Below are 16,009 nucleotides of genomic sequence, written 5' to 3' on the forward strand. Positions count from 1 at the left end.
CCGGTCAGCGGGGAGTGAGGCAGGCCTCGAGGGCGGTTCGCTGTCGTGGCGGCAGGTGGTCGCCCAGCGGGACCTTGCGCGGACTGTGACTGCCATCACAGATCCAGCTCTGCTCGTCATCGTCGAACCACCACTCCTCGGCACCCCACATGGGATGCCCCTGAAGCAGCTGTCTGGCCAACGCCTCGCTCGCCTCGGGCGCACCCTGTTCGACCAGAGCCTCGACCACTGCCGAAACGGCCTCCTCCGGAACCGCCGCTTCGCCGAGGACCGGCAGAAGAAGGAGGAGACGGGCGTGAGGGTCGGTGACGCCTGCCGCACCCGGTGGTGCCTCCAGCAGGGCTGCGAGCTCGGGCCAGCACAGCCCGGGGCCGATGCGGTCCTGATCGTCGCTGGCCAGGACGAGATCCTGGCTCCAGTCGGGATGCGTGAGGAAGTAGTCCGTAGTCGTGAACTCCTCGCCGCTGTTGAAGTGCACGACGATCGTGAAGCCGCCGGCCAGCGGCACCGTGAACATGGGCCACGCCGACGGGTTGTGGAGCGTGTCCAGCATGGCCTCCGCGTCACCCGCGTCTGATCCGAAGGCCTCCGGCCTGAACCCCTCAGCCAGGTCCGCCAAGTACGCCGGCCAGAAGCCCGGCTCATCCAGGAGCGGGTGCCCGTCCACGACGGGCGACGAGGAGTACCAGTGCCGTGCCATCACCATGCCTGGATTCTCTCCAAGCGCGGTCGGAGCTGTTCGAAGACCCCGGCCCTCACGGCCGACCGGCTTGACGGCATAGCAACGTGAGGTGTCTGCCTGGCTCTCGCCCCGCCCCGGTCGGACGCGTCCGGTGCGGCGGGAGATCCCCAGCCTCGCCTCCCGGGGCTCCTGGACGGCTCCCACGGCTGGCTCCTTGCTGGTTGTGCCCCCCCCCGGCAGGACTACCCAAGGGCAGCGGCGGCCGTCTTGTAGTCCGCGGCTTGGGTCGGGGTCAGGTAGTGGCTCACACGAACCAGCATGGTGCCGCTGACGTAGTCGTACTCCAAGAGCATGGGCATGCCCTTGGTGACGCTCTGGATGTAGTCCGCGCGAGCCTGGGCGTCGGCCGCGGTCGGGAAGACCTCGATGGCGCCGCCAAGGCCGACGCTGCCCTTCTCCGTGCCGGCGACGTCCTCGGCCTTGATCCGGGAGTCCGTGAACGTGATCTTGCTGGTGTACTGGTTCGGGCGGCCGAGCAGCTTGTTCGGGTCGTTGTCCTCGGTGACGACGCCAGAGAGCTTGGCGGTTGCCACCTTGCCCGACAGCTGCTTGAACGCGTCGCTGGCGGTGAGCGCCTTCGTCGGGGCCTTGGTGGGGGCGGCGCTCGCGGTTCCGGTGTTCTTCGTCTCGTCGTTCTTCTGGTCGCTGCCCGCCCCGCAGGCCGTCAGCGCGCCGAGGGCGATGACGAGGGCGGCGGCGGACAGGGCGGGCTGACGCATGGTGGCTCCGGGGGTACGTGGTGTTTCGGTCACAGGACTATCGCACTCTCGCGTTGCCCCGAGAGGGGGTATCGGTAAGCCGGTGGATGCCGTGCTCATCGGGGGCGGCGGCCGAGCCCCCGGCCCTGCTGGCGGAGCCCGACGAGGGTGACGGCGTCAGGGCACCCATGCGCAGCTCATTCGGATCGCCAAGATGGCCACCTCGGCCGACGAGCGCCGCGGCCACTGACCCATCGATAAGACCCCCTGGCAGGTTCCCATGCTTACGAGGAGCGCTTGCCCACCCTTCAAAGGGGGCTTGCCCACCGGAGAAGTGCCAGCCGCATACGGCTTGCCCGGCCCGTCCGCAGGCCCTCTCATCTGACCGGCAGACCAGACGTGGCCTGCGTCTTCGCCCGCCACGTGCCCCAACTGGGTTGTGGGCAAGCCTTTGGGCAAGAGGGCCTGAGGAGAGTTCACGGCATCGGATCCGAGAAACGACGCGCCGTACACCGACAACTCCCTTCCCAGAACTCGACTGCGCCCGAGCAAGGCACTGCGGACCGCCGCGGCGCCCTTACCCGAGCTGACGTCTGCCGGTCCGCCCCGCGTCCTTGACGGCCGCGGGGCGGGCCGGGAGCCGGAACAGCCCCGCTCCGCTTCGTCCCCCTCACCTTTGCGAGGAGACTCACACATGCCCGTCGCCATCAACGCCCACCAGCTCGGCCGAATGCTCTCCCGGACGGCCCGCCACATCGGGAGCGAGTTCGTCGAGCCGCTGCACGGCATCCGTCTGGAGGCCGATGACACGCACCTCTACGCGATCGCCTCCGACCGATACACGATCGCCGTCGCCCGCTACCGTCACCACGGCCTCGACGGCGAGCCCTTCGCCCGCACCGTCCCGGCCTCGGCGCTGCGCTCCCTGCGCGAGTGGACCGACGCCCAGCACGGCAGCGACACCATCACCCTCACGACGGCCGAGGGACGCCTGCGGCTCTCCGCCCCGCACGGCGAGCTCGCCTTCGCCGTCACGGACGACCAGAAGTTCTTCGACTGGCGAGGCGTGCTCCATGACGTGCTGCTGCAAGACCCCGCCGGCAGCGTCCCCTTCCCCGCCCTCGACACCCGGTTCCTCAGCCGTTTCGCTGACGCCGACGACAAGGTCCGCGTCCGTACCGCCGACGGGCGGGCCACCCTGATCGTTGGCGAGGACTTCCTCGGCGCCCAGACGCCCCTCCGGTCCCGCAGCGAGGGCTTCGGCGTCCACCTGGCCGAGGACGTCGAGCAGGTCCTCGCCGACTGGACGCCGACGCTCACCGGGGCCAGGCCGGTGGCCATGCCCGACGGCATCCCCGCCGAACGCCGGCTCCGTTACGAGGTCACCCAGGACCCCGCGGAGACCGTGGAGATCCTCCTGCGCCAGACCCTGCGCTCGACGTGCGACCTCTTCGAGGAGGACAGCAATTCCGTGGCCGCTGCGGCCTCGCACGCGTCCTCCGGCGTCATGGCGTGGAGCGCCTACCGGTTCCTCGACGCCCTGCGCACCGCGGACCCGAAGCTCGCCGCCCAGATCGTCGCCGACGTCGCGGAGCAGCTCGACAGCGGCGAGATCGGCGAGTTCGCCGCGGACGCGGCGTCCCTGGCCGGACACGATCCCGAGAAGTGGCGGGAGGAGGACGAGGCGCGCTGGGCCCAGCAGCGCGCGGCCGCAGCTCGGAAGGGGGCCACGGCCGACGGCCGGCAGCCGAAGGCGCCGCTCGTGAGGGACGCCGACGGCTCCTGAGGTCCCGTGCCCGAGCACGTTCCGTGTACGCCCGTTGTGCCGGGAGCGGCGCTGACAGACCGGTGATGCGGCGCGGGCCCGGGGGAGGGGACGCGGAAGGACAGGCGAAACTACCCCCTTGAAATGCATTCTATAAGTATGCATACTTCCAGTATCGCTTAAGGGTGGTTGTGGTCCCTGAAACCACGCCACCCCACGCCCCGAGGACGAGGACCAAGCCCCTCGGAGCGCCACGCCGGCATCCCCGCCGACCTCGACTCGTACATCCCCCAGCCACGCCGATGGCCGCCAGACCAGCACGAGGAGATTCCGATGGGCCTGTTCGGACCCAGCAAGAAGTTCTCTCAGATGCTCACCCCTGAGCAGCAGTACTTCGCCTCCGGCACACACCAGCACACCGAGGAGGACACCCGCCGGCAGTCCGAGGCACGTACGTCCCGCTACCGCAGGCAGCAGCAGCAGGAGACGGAGCGCGCCGAAACGGAGACCAGGCGCCAGCAGGTGACGCGGGCGGGCACGCTGCGCCGCCGCGGGCGCACCGTGATCCTCGAGGGCGGCTGGCAGTTCGCCACGGACAAGCTGCCCAAGGGCGACCTGGGCGGGATGAGCTTCCAGGGCGACCGCCTGGGCGACTTGACCGTCAAGGACCTCCATGCGCTCGCGGAGAACCACGGGCCGAACTGCCGCTGCGGCCTCGGCTGACCCCCGGCGAAGCCTCTGTCGGCTGCCTCCCCCGTCCGTTCCGGACCGCGTGCCGGCACGGACGGGGCGAGGGGAGCCGGTCAGCACCTCGACCGCCCGAACCGAGAGCCGCTTCGACAGCGCCCCTTTTCCCTTCCCCGGCCACGTCGACGGCCGCCTGCCGCTCAACGCGGCGACCACACCCAGCACTCCGAAGAAGGAGAACCCATGCGCACATCCGTACGCCGCGCCGTCCAGGCACTGATCGAAGGCATCGACATGGTGACCCTGCTGGCAGGCGCCACCACCGGTGCCTGGGTCGGATACACCTACTACCCGGCCGCCTTCGACACCACCCTGCGGCTGCCCGCCACCGGCACCGTCGCGCTCGGCGCCTCCTTCGTCTTCAGCACGGTCGTCGACATGGTGTTCGCCCCAGTCCGCCGCCGTCTCGCCCAGGCCGACATCACCGAGGCACGTCAGGCCGCGGAAGCGCGCGGCGCCCTCGTGCCGGACAGCCTGAGCGAGGCGCTCGACCAGGTCACCGTGGCCACCGAGGAGGACGCCGCCCGCCGCGCGGCTACACCACCGGCGAGGCCGTCTACTACCTCGCTCCCGCCATGGTCCTGCACTACTGCAGCGACGAGGACGAGCACGGCATCCCCCGGCACCGCTTCACCCTGCTCACCGGTGACGACCCGACCCCGGTGCCCATCACCAACGTCGGGCAGATCCACGAGGACCTCGCCCGGCGCGCGGTGGCCCTGACGGCCGGCACTGAGGTGCCGAGCGCGGTCTGACGACCCCCTGTGCCGCCCTGCCCCCCTCTTGGAGGGCTGGGGCGGTGCGGAGGACCGGACAGCCCGGCCCCGATCCATCGCCCGGAAGGACCCGCCCGTGAGCAAGCCCCGCGTCTACTACATGGCGACCCTGCCCGACGGCACCATCAAGGACAGCGCCACTGCCGGCACCCCGGTCAACCTCGCCGACCACATCGGCCAGGCCATCGACCACCCCAACCCCTGCCAGAACAAGTGGTACGACGAGAGCCCGTTCTCCTACTTCCGCACCTACCACCGCCTCGGGGAGGTCCTGCAGGACTTCTGGCAGTGGCCCGCCCGCCTGTTCGTCGTCGAACCGCTCGGTGAGACCGGCAACTGGTCGCCCCGCCACTACCGCTACCGGCTCCTGACGCACCAGATCCGGGTCGTGGAGGAGATCGACGCCTGGCAGGCCCTCGGCCCCACCGGCCGTGACGTCGCCAAGCTCCTGGCCGAGGACCTGCCCGGCCACGCCTCCCAATGGGCCCGCGACTACGACGCCGACCCCAAGAGCATGGAGCACCGGATCCGGTTCTGGCGTCTGACCGGCGCCGAAGAGTGCAACAGCGGCATGAACGCCGAGATGTGGGTCGGCCCGTTCGCCCGGGACGCCCGCTGCTCCGCCGCACTGCAGACCGTCCGGCGCCGGGCCATCGACACCGCCCTCGACCGGACGCGCGCCGAGGGCGCCAGCCACGGCGCCCAGCACTACGCCGTGCGCCGCGCCGAGAACCTCGTCAGCGCCGTGCTGATCGGCGACCGGATGGGCGAGTACAACCTCCGGCCCCTGCGCGGCACCGACCTCGACCCGGCCCCCGCCACCGTCTGACGGCTCCCTGCGCCGCCCCAGCCCCGACCGCGTACAGGGCTGGGGCGGCGCGGAGGACCGGACAGCCGCCCGGCCCCGCCACCACCTCACCGACCAGGAGTCCTTCGTGACCGCCTTACCGCTTCGCGCCGCTGACCGCCTCGCCCTCTTCGGCACCCTCCTCAGCGTCTTCGACGCCGTCCACCCGCTGTGCGACCACTGGGTCCAGCCCAGCGACGACGCCCGCCTCAAGGGCCTGCACGGCGACCACTACGTCTACGCCGACGGCACCCCCCTCCCCGACGGCGCCGACCCGGCCGACTCCGACGTCCCGGTGTACCGGGCGAGCGTCCTGGGCCGGGCCGCCGTCTGCCGGCACGTCCGCTCCTACACGACCGTCCAGCTCGCCACCGCCCTCACCATCACCCGCGTCCTCGGGCACCGCGTCCCGCTCCGGGCGCTCCTCGCCGGCGCCGCCGTCAACGCGGCGACGCACCTGCTGATCGACCGGCGCGAGCCGCTCCTCAAGCTCGCCGACCGGTTCGGCAAGCGCGGCTACATCGACCACTGCACCGCCACCCGCGTCGGCCAGGACGGCAAGGTCACGACCGAACTGTTCGGGCCGGGCACTGCACTGATGGAGCTCGACGTTCTCTGCACCAAGTCGGTGCTGAGCACGCCGTTGCGATCGGGACACTCAAACGCAACAGCCGAGTAGAGGGCAAGCGGCCCGAGATATCAGCGGGCCGCTTGCTTATATTGGGTCAGTCAGTAGTGATATTGGCTGTTACTCGTGAATGCCCGGAAGTTCCGGGCCGGGCTCTTCGAGGTAGGCGTTTATCTCTGACTGGTGTTCGTACTGCAGATTGTGCCATTCTTGGGCGAGGCGGCCGTTCCTGTTGGCTGCCTCCTCCATCATGGCTTCCATATCGGAGAGCCGTGCAGCCTGCTCCCGAAGCTGTTCGTATTCGTAGTCACTCACGGGTGCGCCTCCGTTACTTTTCCTTCCGGTCCTTCCGGGGGGAGTCCGGAATCACGCCGCGCGGCGGGTTCTTCGGCCACCGGGGCTGCGGCGGCTGACCGTACGGACTGGCGAAGGGATTCTGCTGGCCGCCACCCTTGGGAGGTCGAGGCATCTTGGTCGACTCCTTCGGTTGATCTCCAGCGACAAGGTTCCCCTTGATCGCTAATTGCCGAGTTTCCGGCAAGTGAGATCTAGGACACACTGTCGATTGCGTGAATGTCAAGGAGAGTCTTTTCGTGCTTGGCCACGGAAGGGCATAAGGGGCAGCGAAAATATATGCAGAGGTGGCGGGTTTCTCTCGGCTGACACCCCTGCGAAAATTTCCACCCTTGCGCCTATCTCGGTCGAATTTGCGCTGAGAGTTAGTCAGATTCCAAGTGTTGCGGAAAACTGATTCTCCACCACATCGCTCTACTGGCATCCGCCCTGCAGATAATTATGGCGAGAGCGAGCGACGAGGATGAGGAAGTCCCAAGTCCACAGCCCCTACTCGCTGGAAGCGGCTGGTCTGCGCACGTTTGCTCCGCAGGAAGTTGAGCGTCAAATCGATCCCTTCGATCTCGCCTTGCCATTCCTCCGCCACGGCCCGCTTGCGGCGGGCCAGGAGGTCCTCCTCGATCTCGTCGAGGCGGGGCAGCATCTTGGGATTGACGCTGAGCATCGGGCAACGGATGCAGGCGTGCTCGTGCGCGCAGGGGGTTCCGTAGGGTCGGCCGCAGGAGCCGAGTTCGATGCGGCGCTTGTCGAAGTGTTCCTGGAAGTCAGTCCACTCCTCCGGGGTGGGGTCGCGGTATTCCTCCTTCGGCCGTTCGGCTCGGCGTCGGGCGAGGAACTGGTGGTAGCTGCTGATCACGTCCTCGTCGAAGACCGCGACGTAACCGCGGGTGGTTCGGATATCGAGATGTCCGAGCAGAGCGGCACCGATGTGGATCGGCAGGCCGTTGTTGACCAGTTCGGTGGCGAACAGCCTGCGGAAGTCGTGCGGTGTGAATCTGACGCCTTTGAACTGGGGATGTGTCAGCGCGAGTTCGTCGCAGGCCCTGCCGATCAGGCGCCAGACGGTATTGCCGGACATGCCGCGCTGAGTGCCGCCGTGGAAGCTCTGGAACAGGTAGGGCATGGGCTCGCTCCAGACCCTCTCGTGGCTGTCGTAACGGACACAGACCGGGACGGTGCCGTGCTCGTTTCGGTGCCGGCGGATGACCTGAGCGATGACGTGGAAGAGCTCGGTGGACATGGGGATGATCCGTTCGCGGTCGCTTTTCGACGGGGTCACGACGAGCAGAGCCACGACCTCGCCGTTGGGCCGCTGATACTGCCGGACGCTCAGATGGGTCAGCTCGGCCAGTTCCTCGGCCCGCAGGCCCGCCAGCCGCAGGGTCTCCACGATGGCCCACCGCCAGAAGGCATAGCCCTCGTCCCTGGAGAGGTGCACGAGCTCACCGGTGGCGCGGTTGACCGCGCGGACCGGCGGGCGGTTGTGCCGCTGGTCCTTGGTCGAGACGCGGAGCCAGGTAACGCCCTCGGCGGTGAACTCCTCGCCGTTCTCGACCTCCAGGGCCGCGTCCAGCAGGGTCCGCAGACGATGCCAGCGGTCATTGACGTATTGGGTGAGGATCGGCAGGAGGGGCTGGCGGTCGCGGGTGCGGTTGGCCATGCGTTCTTGCAGCCGGCGCCGGCGGACCTGGAACCACCGCAGGTCAGCGTCCCGGATCGGGCAGGGAGCGACCCACTTCGCCCAGCGTTCCGGCTCGGCGGCCGCCCAGCTTTGCAGGTCGAGGTAGAGCGCGCGGACGGCCATCAGCGGCCCGTCGACGTCAAGCCGGGGCTTGCCGTCGGGTAGAACCATCAGCCACTCCTTCCACTGCGTGAACGTCTCCTCCGACAGCTTCAGGTCCTTCTGACCGGGGTTGATCTTCTCGATCTGCTTCCAGAAGGTCCTGACCAGGAGATTCGTCAGCTGCCGCAGGGTCGAGTAGTCCAGACCCGCCGAGCGGCGGCGGATGTACTCGACCAGCAGGTCTCTGACCTCACCGTTGTGGAGTTCGTGCCGGTCGACGGCCTCCTCGACAGAGACCTGCCCGCGGGTGACGGCGCCGCGCAGGCTGCGGGGAGCCGACGCGGGGAAGTGGCCCATCTCGTGCAGGATTGGCCAGGCCAGGGTGCCGGCGAAGCTGGTCTTCTCCCCGGCCAGCTCATGCCTGCGGGACTCGACGGCGTAGTGCAGCAGGGCCTCGGGGGTCAGGTCCTTCAGGTCGATGCCGAAGATGGTCAACGCGCAGCAGACATCGAACTTGGCCCGGGTCCGGCGGGCCTGGCTCATCGGCAGAAGGTCGGCCCGCCGGCAGAACTCCTCCAGCAAGGGGTCCTGGGCGACGCCACGGAACCAGGGCGAGTAGTGGAAGAAACGGTTGCAGCGGAAGCCCAGCAGGGTGGGACGTACCACCCGCAGGGCGAACGCCTGACCGGCGGCGCAGTTCAGCTTCATGCGAAGGATCCTGCTGTCCCCAGCGGCGTCCCCGACCGGCCGCCCCTCGTCATGGCCGGAGGCTTCCCACCGCTCCTGCCATGTGTCTCCGGGGAAGGTGGCGAGGTGGCCGAGGAAGGCCCGCATGGAGCCGCGTTGCTTCCATTTCAGGGCCTCGGACTGGGAGAAGTGATCCGCCGTGACGTTGACGATGTCCTCCGCCGGTGCCGTGCTGAAGTCGCCCAGCGAGCGTGGCGGCCGGGACGGTGGCGGAGGCGGAGCCGGGAGGATCGCGGTCGGCGTGTAGATGCCGTCCAGGACAGGCGCCTCGGCGTCGTGGCGGCGGACCCGGTTCGTCGTCGGGCCCTTGAGCCGCATGCTGTTTCCGACCTTACTGCCCGGCACCGAACACCGCCTCGATGTCGTCCGCGGCGTACTGGGTCGGCCACGACACCGGCTGAACCGGCCGGGTGTAGTAGGCCCCGAGCTTGTCCAGCAGGTCGTCCAGGCCGACGGCCGTGTAGAGCTCGGTGGTGCTGATATGCGCGTGCCGCAAGATCGTCTGTACTTCATGCAGCTTCAGCCCAGGATCGCGGGCCATCCGCTTCGCGGCCGTGTGCCGCAGGTCGTGCAGGGTCCAGTTCGCCCCGAGGGCCTCGCAGGCCCGCTGGAAGATGCGACGGGCCGCCCAGTAGGTCAGTGGGCGGGGCTTGCCCCGGCGGGCCCGCCAGACCGGCATCCCCTCGGGCGGCAGGCCGTCCTCCTCCAGGTAGGCGGCCAGGTAGGCCAAGCCCTCCGGGGAGGTCGGGACGGGCTGCCGGGCCCGGGTGCCCTTGGAGATCACCCAGAGCTGGCCTTTGGTCCAGTCGATGTCTCCGAGGCCGACTCCCAGCAGCTCGGATGCCCGGGAGGCGGAGGCGAGGTAGTTCGACAGCAGGGCCTTGTCCCGGACGCATCTCATCTGTGCGAACAGCTCGGCCCACTGGTCATCGGGGATGGACCGCGGGTGCCGGACGGGAACCTTCGGCCTCAGCCGGGCCCGCCGGTGCTGCTGGCGGACTTCCAGCGGCGACCGGTGGGCCAGTGCCGCGCGGCGGGCCGCACTTTCCGGGACCGGGTTGACCAGCGGTCCGCGGCCGAAGGGCTGGTGGAAGGCGTAGAAGCCGTGGATCACGGTCAGGTTGTGGGCGATTGTCGACGGCGCGTATCCGGCCCGCAGGGTGGGCTTGCCCGTCTTCGGGTTCACGGATCCGGCCGGGTGACTGCCGGGGCGTTGCCGTTGACGCTGGGGGTTGCGGGCATGCCGCAGCCAGCCGACCAGGGCGGCGGTCTCGGCCTCGGTGACCTGTTCCCATCCCACGTCCAGGGCCCAGAGCACGCGGTGCCAGCGCAGCAGGTCGTAGCCGTAGCTCCGGCAGGTCGCCGTACTGGCGTCGCCGAGCATCCGGTCCCGCAGGTAGACGCTGACCGGCTCGATCTCACGGCCGGCGGCGTCCACCACCCGCCACGGCAGCGACGGCGTCGTACCCGCGACCACGGCCCCGACCCGGGGCAGCCGTACCCGCCCGTCAATCAGATCTCGATGAAGCGAAGGAGTCTCATGCACGATCACATGATCAGAACTCACGGCCCCCGGGCCGAACGAATCAGGGAGTTGGTGCAGTTAACAGACCAGGCGCTCCACCGGGCGATCGGTATCGGCGCGGCAGCGCTGACGACCTGGCTCGCCACCCGTAACGGCGGCCGCCGATGAACGCCACCGCCCTTACCCGACTGGAGCGCGTCCGGGTCTCCGCCGGAATCGCCCAGCTCGCCCTCCAGCAGACCGAGGACGAACCCGCCGGCCTGCCCGACCCGGTGTTCCGCGCCAGGGTGTTGCGTGAGCTCTTCGAGGAGGCCGACCCCAAGGGCGGCCTCCTCGGCTCGCTCCAGCAGCTGCTCACCGTTGCCTCCCAGGCTGCCGTGCTCGGCCGCGACGACGCCGAAGCCGCAGCCTGCGCGCTCGAAGAAGCTGCCGTCTTCGCCGCCAGCTCCCCCGGAATGCTCCTGCACCAGGCGACCTCCACCCTCCACCCGCAGGGAGAACGACCGTGACCTGCCACTCTTCCCCGCACCCGACGCGGCCGTCCGTACCCGCAGGCTGGAACCAGCGCATTGCCGAGATCACCGCCCGACGCAGCGCTCTGCCCGACGCCGTTTGGCGTCAGCGGGACCACGACGCCGGAATCGTCGATGACGATGCCGGCCGCCCCATCGCCGTACTCGGCACAAGCGGAGAAGCCCGCGTACCCGCAGCCGAGTTCATCGCCCGGGCCCCCGCGGACATCGAATGGCTCCTCAGCGCCCTCACCCGGCTCATGGACCGCGTATCAGCCCCTGCCGACGCGGTCGCCGACAGGGAATCCCCGAGCAGACCAGACAGCTCCTCCGGGTGGGATCAGGCGGCCTTCCGCTGCGGCCGCTGCTTCGCGGTCCGCGCGGCAGCCACCGAGGACGCCTACCTCCACAGCGTCGGCCTTCACCAAGACGCGCACGCCGCCGTCGACCTTTTCGCCCCGGCCGACCGAGACGTCGTCATCCACCTGTTCCGCCTCCTCCACAGCGCGCCTGATCTGGTAGCCGAGGTGCTGGCTCTCCTGGACCAGCCCGGCGGCGGCGGACGGTAAACGCGCCCGTCCGACCCGGAACGACCGCCCCCGTGCCGCCCGGCCCGTCCCGAGGCTGAGGCGGCGCGCCGGCCGGGCAGAGTCCCCGGCCCGTATTTTGACTGGAGTCAGAACCCGCATGACCATCCACACCGCGGACGCCCGGCACGACCGTGCCCCCGACACGGCGCCGACGCCGATCGCCACTCTCCATCAGGCCGTTGCCGACTTCGATCCCTGCTCCCGACGACGCGATACCGGCAGCGCCGACGCCTTCAAGGCGGTCCTCACTGCGGACGCCGTCGTGGTCGGCTCCTTCCCCAGCACCCTGGACGCCGCGATCGCCCCACGGAGCTGGACCGGCTACCCGCCGGCGGACCACCACCGCTACTGCTACTCCTACGCGGCCTGCGCGGTGACCCGCCTGGGGTCCGCCGACGGTATCCGCAGCTGGTGGCTGCACTACACCCAGCGCACCGATCAGCTCGGCGAGCACCGGCACATCCTGACCCTGATCGCCCCCTGCGCCTGCGGAACCTACTTCCACGTGGAGATCCCCGACGAGGACGCGCTCATCGCCATGCTCGACGAGCTCGACACCGCACCCGGAGCTCCCGTCGACTGCAACCACCGGCTGCGGATCCGCTCCGACAGCAACGCCGACCAGACCCACGACAGCTATGAGCCGCCCTTCTGAGCAGGCCAGGGGGAATGGAGGGGCCCCTGCCCCGCAGGCGGAGGCCACTTATTTTACGCATTCTCTTGAAATGCATTTCTCGATAATGCATCATGGGTGTGCAGTACCCGGGACGGCCGCCAGGTCGCCAAACTCCGCCAGCCGCCCCGGGCCTCCCGTCCGCTCCAAGCGAAGCCGAGGGCCAGCGACATCGTCCCCCACCGCGCAAGGAGCACAAAGTGACCCCCCGATCCGAAGAAGCAGACCAGGCACGAGAGGACCTCAGAAAAACCCTCGCCACCGCGAAGGAAGCCAGAGACAAGGCGCTCGAAAACCTCGAGAAGCAGAAGGAAGCCGTCGAGTCCGAGTACTGGCGCACCGTCCACGCGGCCCTCGACGGGGCCTACCACGGAGCCCAAAAGGACGCCACCGAAGTCCTCGGAGTCACCCGCGACCACATCCTCAAGCGCACCAAGAAGTACGCCCCGTAACACCCCGCACCACTGCCCGGGCCGGCCGACACCCCACACATCAGCCGGCCGCCCGGGCCCCGCGCCCACCGCCCAGGCCCCCTCCTCCGCCTGAGCCGCGCCCCGCGCCGTCGCCACCAACGTGCGCGCCCATCCCACCGCCGTCGCCACAACGGCCCGCACCACCCCCGTTCACGACGCTGCCCTCCCGGCCGTGCCACCCGGCTCGAACTCCCGACGAACCGGGCGGCGCGGGGGACCGGACAGCCCGGTCACACCCACCAGAACGGAAACCGTGATGCGCCACACCATCCCCCCGTCCTTGCCGCCCCGCGCCGCCGAGCACCACTGCCCCGGCGGCATCCCGGACGCCGCCACCCTCCAGGCCGAAGTCCGCGCCCTCCGACAGCGCCTGGCCGTGGCCGAGGCCGCCTTGCCCGGCATCACCCAGCTCACCGACGGGACGCCGGCGGAACTGACCGTCTACCGCGCCGGTTTCAACGCCATCCCGTACGGCACCTACACCACCCGCGAAGCCGCCCGCGCCTGCTGCGAGGACTCCCTGGAGCAGCACCGTCCCATCCCCGAAGGCGCGTCCACCTTCTGGGTGCCGCAGTCCGGCGACGAGGACGCCTCCGAGGAGCTCGTGCTCTTCGGCCCCGGCCCGGACGACGAGGACAGCACGGGGATGCTCGTCCACCCGCAGGCCATCAGCGTCCTGTACACCCCGGACGCCGAGGGATGACGATGCCCCAGTTCATGTGGGAGGTCGACGTCCCGATAGAGCGTGCCGGCACCGGCGAGCGCGGCGTGCACGTCTTCACCGGCCTCGCCGAGAACGGCCGCGAAGCCCGCCAGGCCGCACAGCGTGTCTGGGAGACCGCCCTTCTGCACACCATGGCCAACCAGGACATCCCCACTGCCGCCAGCTGCACGGACTGGTCCGCTCGCGGACTGCGTGCCGGATGGGTCCTGCTCTGGGACCAGGCCACGCACAAGGACATCTGCCGATAGATCCGCCCCGGGGCGGCCGCCAAGGCCTGAGAAACCGCCGACCGCCCCGGGCCCCTCACCCGCAAACACGAGAGAGAGGCCACCATCATGCACGCCACCCGCCGCAAGCAGCACACCCCGCCCACCACCCGCGCACACGGCACCGCCGCCAGATTCCTGAAGTCCCTGGCCAAGGCCAACCCGCTGCTCGCCGACCGCGAGTTCGTCTGCAACCGCTGCGACGCCGCCTGGGCGGGCGCCGAGGCCGACTGCTGGCACTGCGGCCTGCCCGCCACCTTCTCCTCCCACCGCTACGGCTCCGCGCTCCAGCGTCTCTTCGCCGCCACGACCTCCGCCGCCCTCGTCCCGAAGGGAGCGGCGTCGTGACCGGCCTGATCTCCCTGACCTGGCTGATCGGCGCCCAGGCCCTCAGCGGCCACATCGTGGCCCGCGTCAACGAGCTCGTCGGCCAGGGCGCCGAGTACACGCAGGCCTGCGCCACCGTCACCGAAGCCGCCGACGCCGGCGAGACGTGGGCCATCGCCGCCACCCGCCAGACCTGGACCCGTCGCCCCGACACCGACGGGGACGACGCCCCGATCCGGCGCCTGCACGTCCTCGAACGCGTCGGCGACACCGTCGTGGTGGCCGACCTCGACATCGACGAGGACCCCGCTGCCCACTCCCGTTCCGGTCTGCGGCCCCGGCACGAGGAACTCGGAAACGAGGACGAGGGCGCCGTGATCGATGTCGAGCTGCTGAACCTGTACGACCTCACGGCGTGGGACCCCTTCGAGCACCTGCTGCCCACCGTCGCCGTCCCGGCCGCTCGCACCACGGGGGTGGGGGAGTGACCACCACCGACCTCGCCCCGTGGCCGCGGCTGACCGGCAGCGAACCGTGCCAGGCGCCCGGCGCTGACCCCAAGGCTTGGACCGGCGCCCCCAAGCAGCGTGAGGAAGGCCAGCTGGCCTGCCTCCTTGAATGCCCCGAAACCACCCGCACGCAGTGTCTGGCCTGGGCGCTCGACCACCCGACCCACGCCGGATCCGCCATCTGGGCAGGCACCACCTGCAGCGACCGCCGCCGACTGCGCGCCGAGCGCAGCACCGCTGCCACGGCATAGCGGCCAGCACGCCGCTCACCCGTCCGCCCGGGCCTGCTCTCGTACCGGGCGGACGGCCCCGACGGCGCCTGCGCAATCAGGCGCATCCGGCTGCGGCCGGCGGTCCGCCTGCTTGTCCGAAGGGAGTACCGATGGCCCGCATCACCGGCATCGGGTGTCCCGGTACCGAACCCGCCCGGCAGACATGGCCGCGTTGATTTGGCCGTCGCTCATCCAGAATCAGCCGACGAACCGTAAAGCCCCTTCCATGTAAAGCTCTTTACGCCAGGTTCGTGATGTGACGGCGAATCAGGAACCCATAGCAGCACTGCGCGAATGGTCGGCAGCACTCAACCAGCTGTCGACCCCCGGACTCCGCCCGCGCCTGGTCGCGGCGGCATGGCTCGCTGGGGAGACCCGCGTGTCCGCGCTTGCCGAGGCCGCCCGCACCTCCCGACCCACCATCTACGCCGACCTACGGTCCCAGGGCATCGACCCCGACGACCGCTCCAAGGAGGACCCCATGACCATGACTCCCCTCGCCATCGACGGCATCACCGGCCTGAACGACGAGACCGACGCCCGCGCCATTCACGAGGCCGAGCGCCGCTACCTTGCCGAGCACCCCGACGGCGACGGCATCGGCCTCGCCGTGTCCGAGCTGCTCGAACTTCAGCTCGTCCTCCGCTTCTACAACAACTTGCGCCCGCTGCTCGCCGCCGAACTGGCAGCCCGCCGCGACCGCGACCGCGCCCTCCACCTCGTCGAGGTCCGCTGGGAAGCCCTGACCACGGCCACCGCCTGGCACGCCGCCCACCACGCCTACGTCGTCGCGGTCGACGCCGCCTACACCGCCATCACCACCTGGGCCACCGCCGCCCGCGAGGCTTCCACCAGCTGGTTCCCCGTTCGGCGCGCCGAGGAGTTCTACGAGCAGCGGATCCTCGCCGCCGGCCACCCGCCCGTCGAGCGCCTGGCCGTGGACGCCGACGCGGAGTCCCGGTGCCTGGCCGAGGAGCTCACCACCCTGCACGATCGGCGCATCGTGCTCGCCGCCCAGACCCTCAACGCCGCCCCCACGTCCTCGCACTGA

Annotated in this window: 20 protein-coding genes; 15 read left to right on the forward strand and 5 right to left on the reverse strand. The window is 70.0% G+C overall.

The window, feature by feature from the left end; translation table 11 throughout:
- Nucleotides 1-4: 4 nt before the first annotated feature.
- Together SVTN_RS40450 and SVTN_RS40455 are read right to left on the reverse strand one after the other, a co-directional pair.
- Nucleotides 5-706, reverse strand: a complete 702-nt coding sequence (locus SVTN_RS40450) for a hypothetical protein (RefSeq protein ID WP_052499852.1) — start codon at nt 704-706, stop codon at nt 5-7.
- 218 nt (nt 707-924) lie between these two features.
- Nucleotides 925-1,461 carry a hypothetical protein gene (locus SVTN_RS40455; protein WP_041134912.1) on the reverse strand — a complete coding sequence of 179 codons (537 nt, stop codon included), beginning with the start codon at nt 1,459-1,461 and terminating at the stop codon, nt 925-927.
- A 673-nt stretch (nt 1,462-2,134) separates the two neighbouring features.
- On the opposite strand from SVTN_RS40455, the gene SVTN_RS40460 reads away from it, so the two are divergent.
- The 5 genes from SVTN_RS40460 (at nt 2,135) to SVTN_RS40480 (ending at nt 6,254) form a co-directional block, all read left to right on the forward strand.
- The gene (locus tag SVTN_RS40460; RefSeq protein ID WP_041134913.1) at nt 2,135-3,226 is read left to right on the forward strand and encodes a hypothetical protein; all 1,092 of its coding nucleotides are present in this window, start codon (nt 2,135-2,137) and stop codon (nt 3,224-3,226) included.
- A 312-nt stretch (nt 3,227-3,538) separates the two neighbouring features.
- The gene (locus tag SVTN_RS40465; RefSeq protein WP_041134914.1) at nt 3,539-3,928 is read left to right on the forward strand and encodes a hypothetical protein; all 390 of its coding nucleotides are present in this window, start codon (nt 3,539-3,541) and stop codon (nt 3,926-3,928) included.
- A 599-nt stretch (nt 3,929-4,527) separates the two neighbouring features.
- Nucleotides 4,528-4,707, forward strand: a complete 180-nt coding sequence (locus tag SVTN_RS40470) for a hypothetical protein (protein WP_041134915.1) — start codon at nt 4,528-4,530, stop codon at nt 4,705-4,707.
- Nucleotides 4,708-4,804: 97 nt separating this feature from the next.
- A complete protein-coding gene (locus SVTN_RS40475; protein WP_099055359.1) occupies nt 4,805-5,557 on the forward strand; it encodes a hypothetical protein in 753 nt (250 codons plus the stop codon).
- A gap of 106 nt (nt 5,558-5,663) precedes the next feature.
- Nucleotides 5,664-6,254, forward strand: a complete 591-nt coding sequence (locus SVTN_RS40480; protein ID WP_063782372.1) for a hypothetical protein — start codon at nt 5,664-5,666, stop codon at nt 6,252-6,254.
- A 69-nt stretch (nt 6,255-6,323) separates the two neighbouring features.
- On the opposite strand, the gene SVTN_RS44665 is transcribed toward SVTN_RS40480, so the two are convergent.
- The 3 genes from SVTN_RS44665 to SVTN_RS40495 form a co-directional block, all read right to left on the reverse strand.
- Entirely contained in the window at nt 6,324-6,518 is a 195-nt protein-coding gene (locus SVTN_RS44665; protein WP_041134916.1) for a hypothetical protein, read from the reverse strand.
- Between the two features lie 478 nt (nt 6,519-6,996).
- A complete protein-coding gene (locus SVTN_RS40490) occupies nt 6,997-9,048 on the reverse strand; it encodes a tyrosine-type recombinase/integrase (protein WP_245728080.1) in 2,052 nt (683 codons plus the stop codon).
- A gap of 370 nt (nt 9,049-9,418) precedes the next feature.
- Complete coding sequence (locus tag SVTN_RS40495; protein ID WP_342669720.1) at nt 9,419-10,633, reverse strand: tyrosine-type recombinase/integrase; 1,215 nt, start codon at nt 10,631-10,633, stop codon at nt 9,419-9,421.
- Nucleotides 10,634-10,776: 143 nt separating this feature from the next.
- On the opposite strand from SVTN_RS40495, the gene SVTN_RS40500 reads away from it, so the two are divergent.
- From SVTN_RS40500 to SVTN_RS40545, 10 genes are all read left to right on the forward strand, one after another.
- Nucleotides 10,777-11,121 carry a hypothetical protein gene (locus SVTN_RS40500; RefSeq protein ID WP_041134918.1) on the forward strand — a complete coding sequence of 115 codons (345 nt, stop codon included), beginning with the start codon at nt 10,777-10,779 and terminating at the stop codon, nt 11,119-11,121.
- Nucleotides 11,118-11,693 (forward strand): hypothetical protein, encoded by a 576-nt coding sequence (locus tag SVTN_RS45045; RefSeq protein ID WP_174518354.1) that lies wholly within the window; start codon nt 11,118-11,120, stop codon nt 11,691-11,693. Before SVTN_RS40500 ends, SVTN_RS45045 begins: the two co-directional genes overlap by 4 nt.
- Before the next feature lie 118 nt (nt 11,694-11,811).
- Nucleotides 11,812-12,369 (forward strand): hypothetical protein, encoded by a 558-nt coding sequence (locus tag SVTN_RS41390; RefSeq protein WP_052499854.1) that lies wholly within the window; start codon nt 11,812-11,814, stop codon nt 12,367-12,369.
- A gap of 218 nt (nt 12,370-12,587) precedes the next feature.
- The gene (locus SVTN_RS40515) at nt 12,588-12,839 is read left to right on the forward strand and encodes a hypothetical protein (RefSeq protein WP_041134919.1); all 252 of its coding nucleotides are present in this window, start codon (nt 12,588-12,590) and stop codon (nt 12,837-12,839) included.
- Nucleotides 12,840-13,116: 277 nt separating this feature from the next.
- Nucleotides 13,117-13,563 carry a hypothetical protein gene (locus SVTN_RS40520; protein ID WP_041134920.1) on the forward strand — a complete coding sequence of 149 codons (447 nt, stop codon included), beginning with the start codon at nt 13,117-13,119 and terminating at the stop codon, nt 13,561-13,563.
- A gap of 2 nt (nt 13,564-13,565) precedes the next feature.
- Nucleotides 13,566-13,832 carry a hypothetical protein gene (locus SVTN_RS40525; RefSeq protein WP_041134921.1) on the forward strand — a complete coding sequence of 89 codons (267 nt, stop codon included), beginning with the start codon at nt 13,566-13,568 and terminating at the stop codon, nt 13,830-13,832.
- Between the two features lie 87 nt (nt 13,833-13,919).
- Nucleotides 13,920-14,198: a hypothetical protein gene (locus tag SVTN_RS40530; RefSeq protein WP_041134922.1), complete on the forward strand. Its 279-nt coding sequence runs from the start codon at nt 13,920-13,922 to the stop codon at nt 14,196-14,198.
- A complete protein-coding gene (locus SVTN_RS44590) occupies nt 14,195-14,665 on the forward strand; it encodes a hypothetical protein (protein WP_041134923.1) in 471 nt (156 codons plus the stop codon). Before SVTN_RS40530 ends, SVTN_RS44590 begins: the two co-directional genes overlap by 4 nt.
- Nucleotides 14,662-14,937 (forward strand): WhiB family transcriptional regulator, encoded by a 276-nt coding sequence (locus tag SVTN_RS44595; protein WP_041134924.1) that lies wholly within the window; start codon nt 14,662-14,664, stop codon nt 14,935-14,937. Before SVTN_RS44590 ends, SVTN_RS44595 begins: the two co-directional genes overlap by 4 nt.
- 400 nt (nt 14,938-15,337) lie before the next feature.
- Nucleotides 15,338-16,009: a hypothetical protein gene (locus tag SVTN_RS40545; protein WP_052499856.1), complete on the forward strand. Its 672-nt coding sequence runs from the start codon at nt 15,338-15,340 to the stop codon at nt 16,007-16,009.

Origin of the sequence: Streptomyces vietnamensis, from assembly GCF_000830005.1 — a bacterium.
GTDB lineage: Bacteria > Actinomycetota > Actinomycetes > Streptomycetales > Streptomycetaceae > Streptomyces > Streptomyces vietnamensis.

Coding starts and splice junctions, on each gene's coding strand:
- SVTN_RS40530 (WP_041134922.1), top strand. CDS start 13,920: ATGCACGCCACCCGCCGCAAGCAGCACACCCCGCCCACCACCCGCGCA.
- SVTN_RS40525 (WP_041134921.1), top strand. CDS start 13,566: ATGCCCCAGTTCATGTGGGAGGTCGACGTCCCGATAGAGCGTGCCGGC.
- SVTN_RS40450 (WP_052499852.1), bottom strand. CDS start 706: ATGGTGATGGCACGGCACTGGTACTCCTCGTCGCCCGTCGTGGACGGG.
- SVTN_RS40500 (WP_041134918.1), top strand. CDS start 10,777: ATGAACGCCACCGCCCTTACCCGACTGGAGCGCGTCCGGGTCTCCGCC.
- SVTN_RS40460 (WP_041134913.1), top strand. CDS start 2,135: ATGCCCGTCGCCATCAACGCCCACCAGCTCGGCCGAATGCTCTCCCGG.
- SVTN_RS40520 (WP_041134920.1), top strand. CDS start 13,117: ATGCGCCACACCATCCCCCCGTCCTTGCCGCCCCGCGCCGCCGAGCAC.
- SVTN_RS41390 (WP_052499854.1), top strand. CDS start 11,812: ATGACCATCCACACCGCGGACGCCCGGCACGACCGTGCCCCCGACACG.
- SVTN_RS40455 (WP_041134912.1), bottom strand. CDS start 1,461: ATGCGTCAGCCCGCCCTGTCCGCCGCCGCCCTCGTCATCGCCCTCGGC.
- SVTN_RS40465 (WP_041134914.1), top strand. CDS start 3,539: ATGGGCCTGTTCGGACCCAGCAAGAAGTTCTCTCAGATGCTCACCCCT.
- SVTN_RS40490 (WP_245728080.1), bottom strand. CDS start 9,048: ATGAAGCTGAACTGCGCCGCCGGTCAGGCGTTCGCCCTGCGGGTGGTA.
- SVTN_RS40470 (WP_041134915.1), top strand. CDS start 4,528: ATGGTCCTGCACTACTGCAGCGACGAGGACGAGCACGGCATCCCCCGG.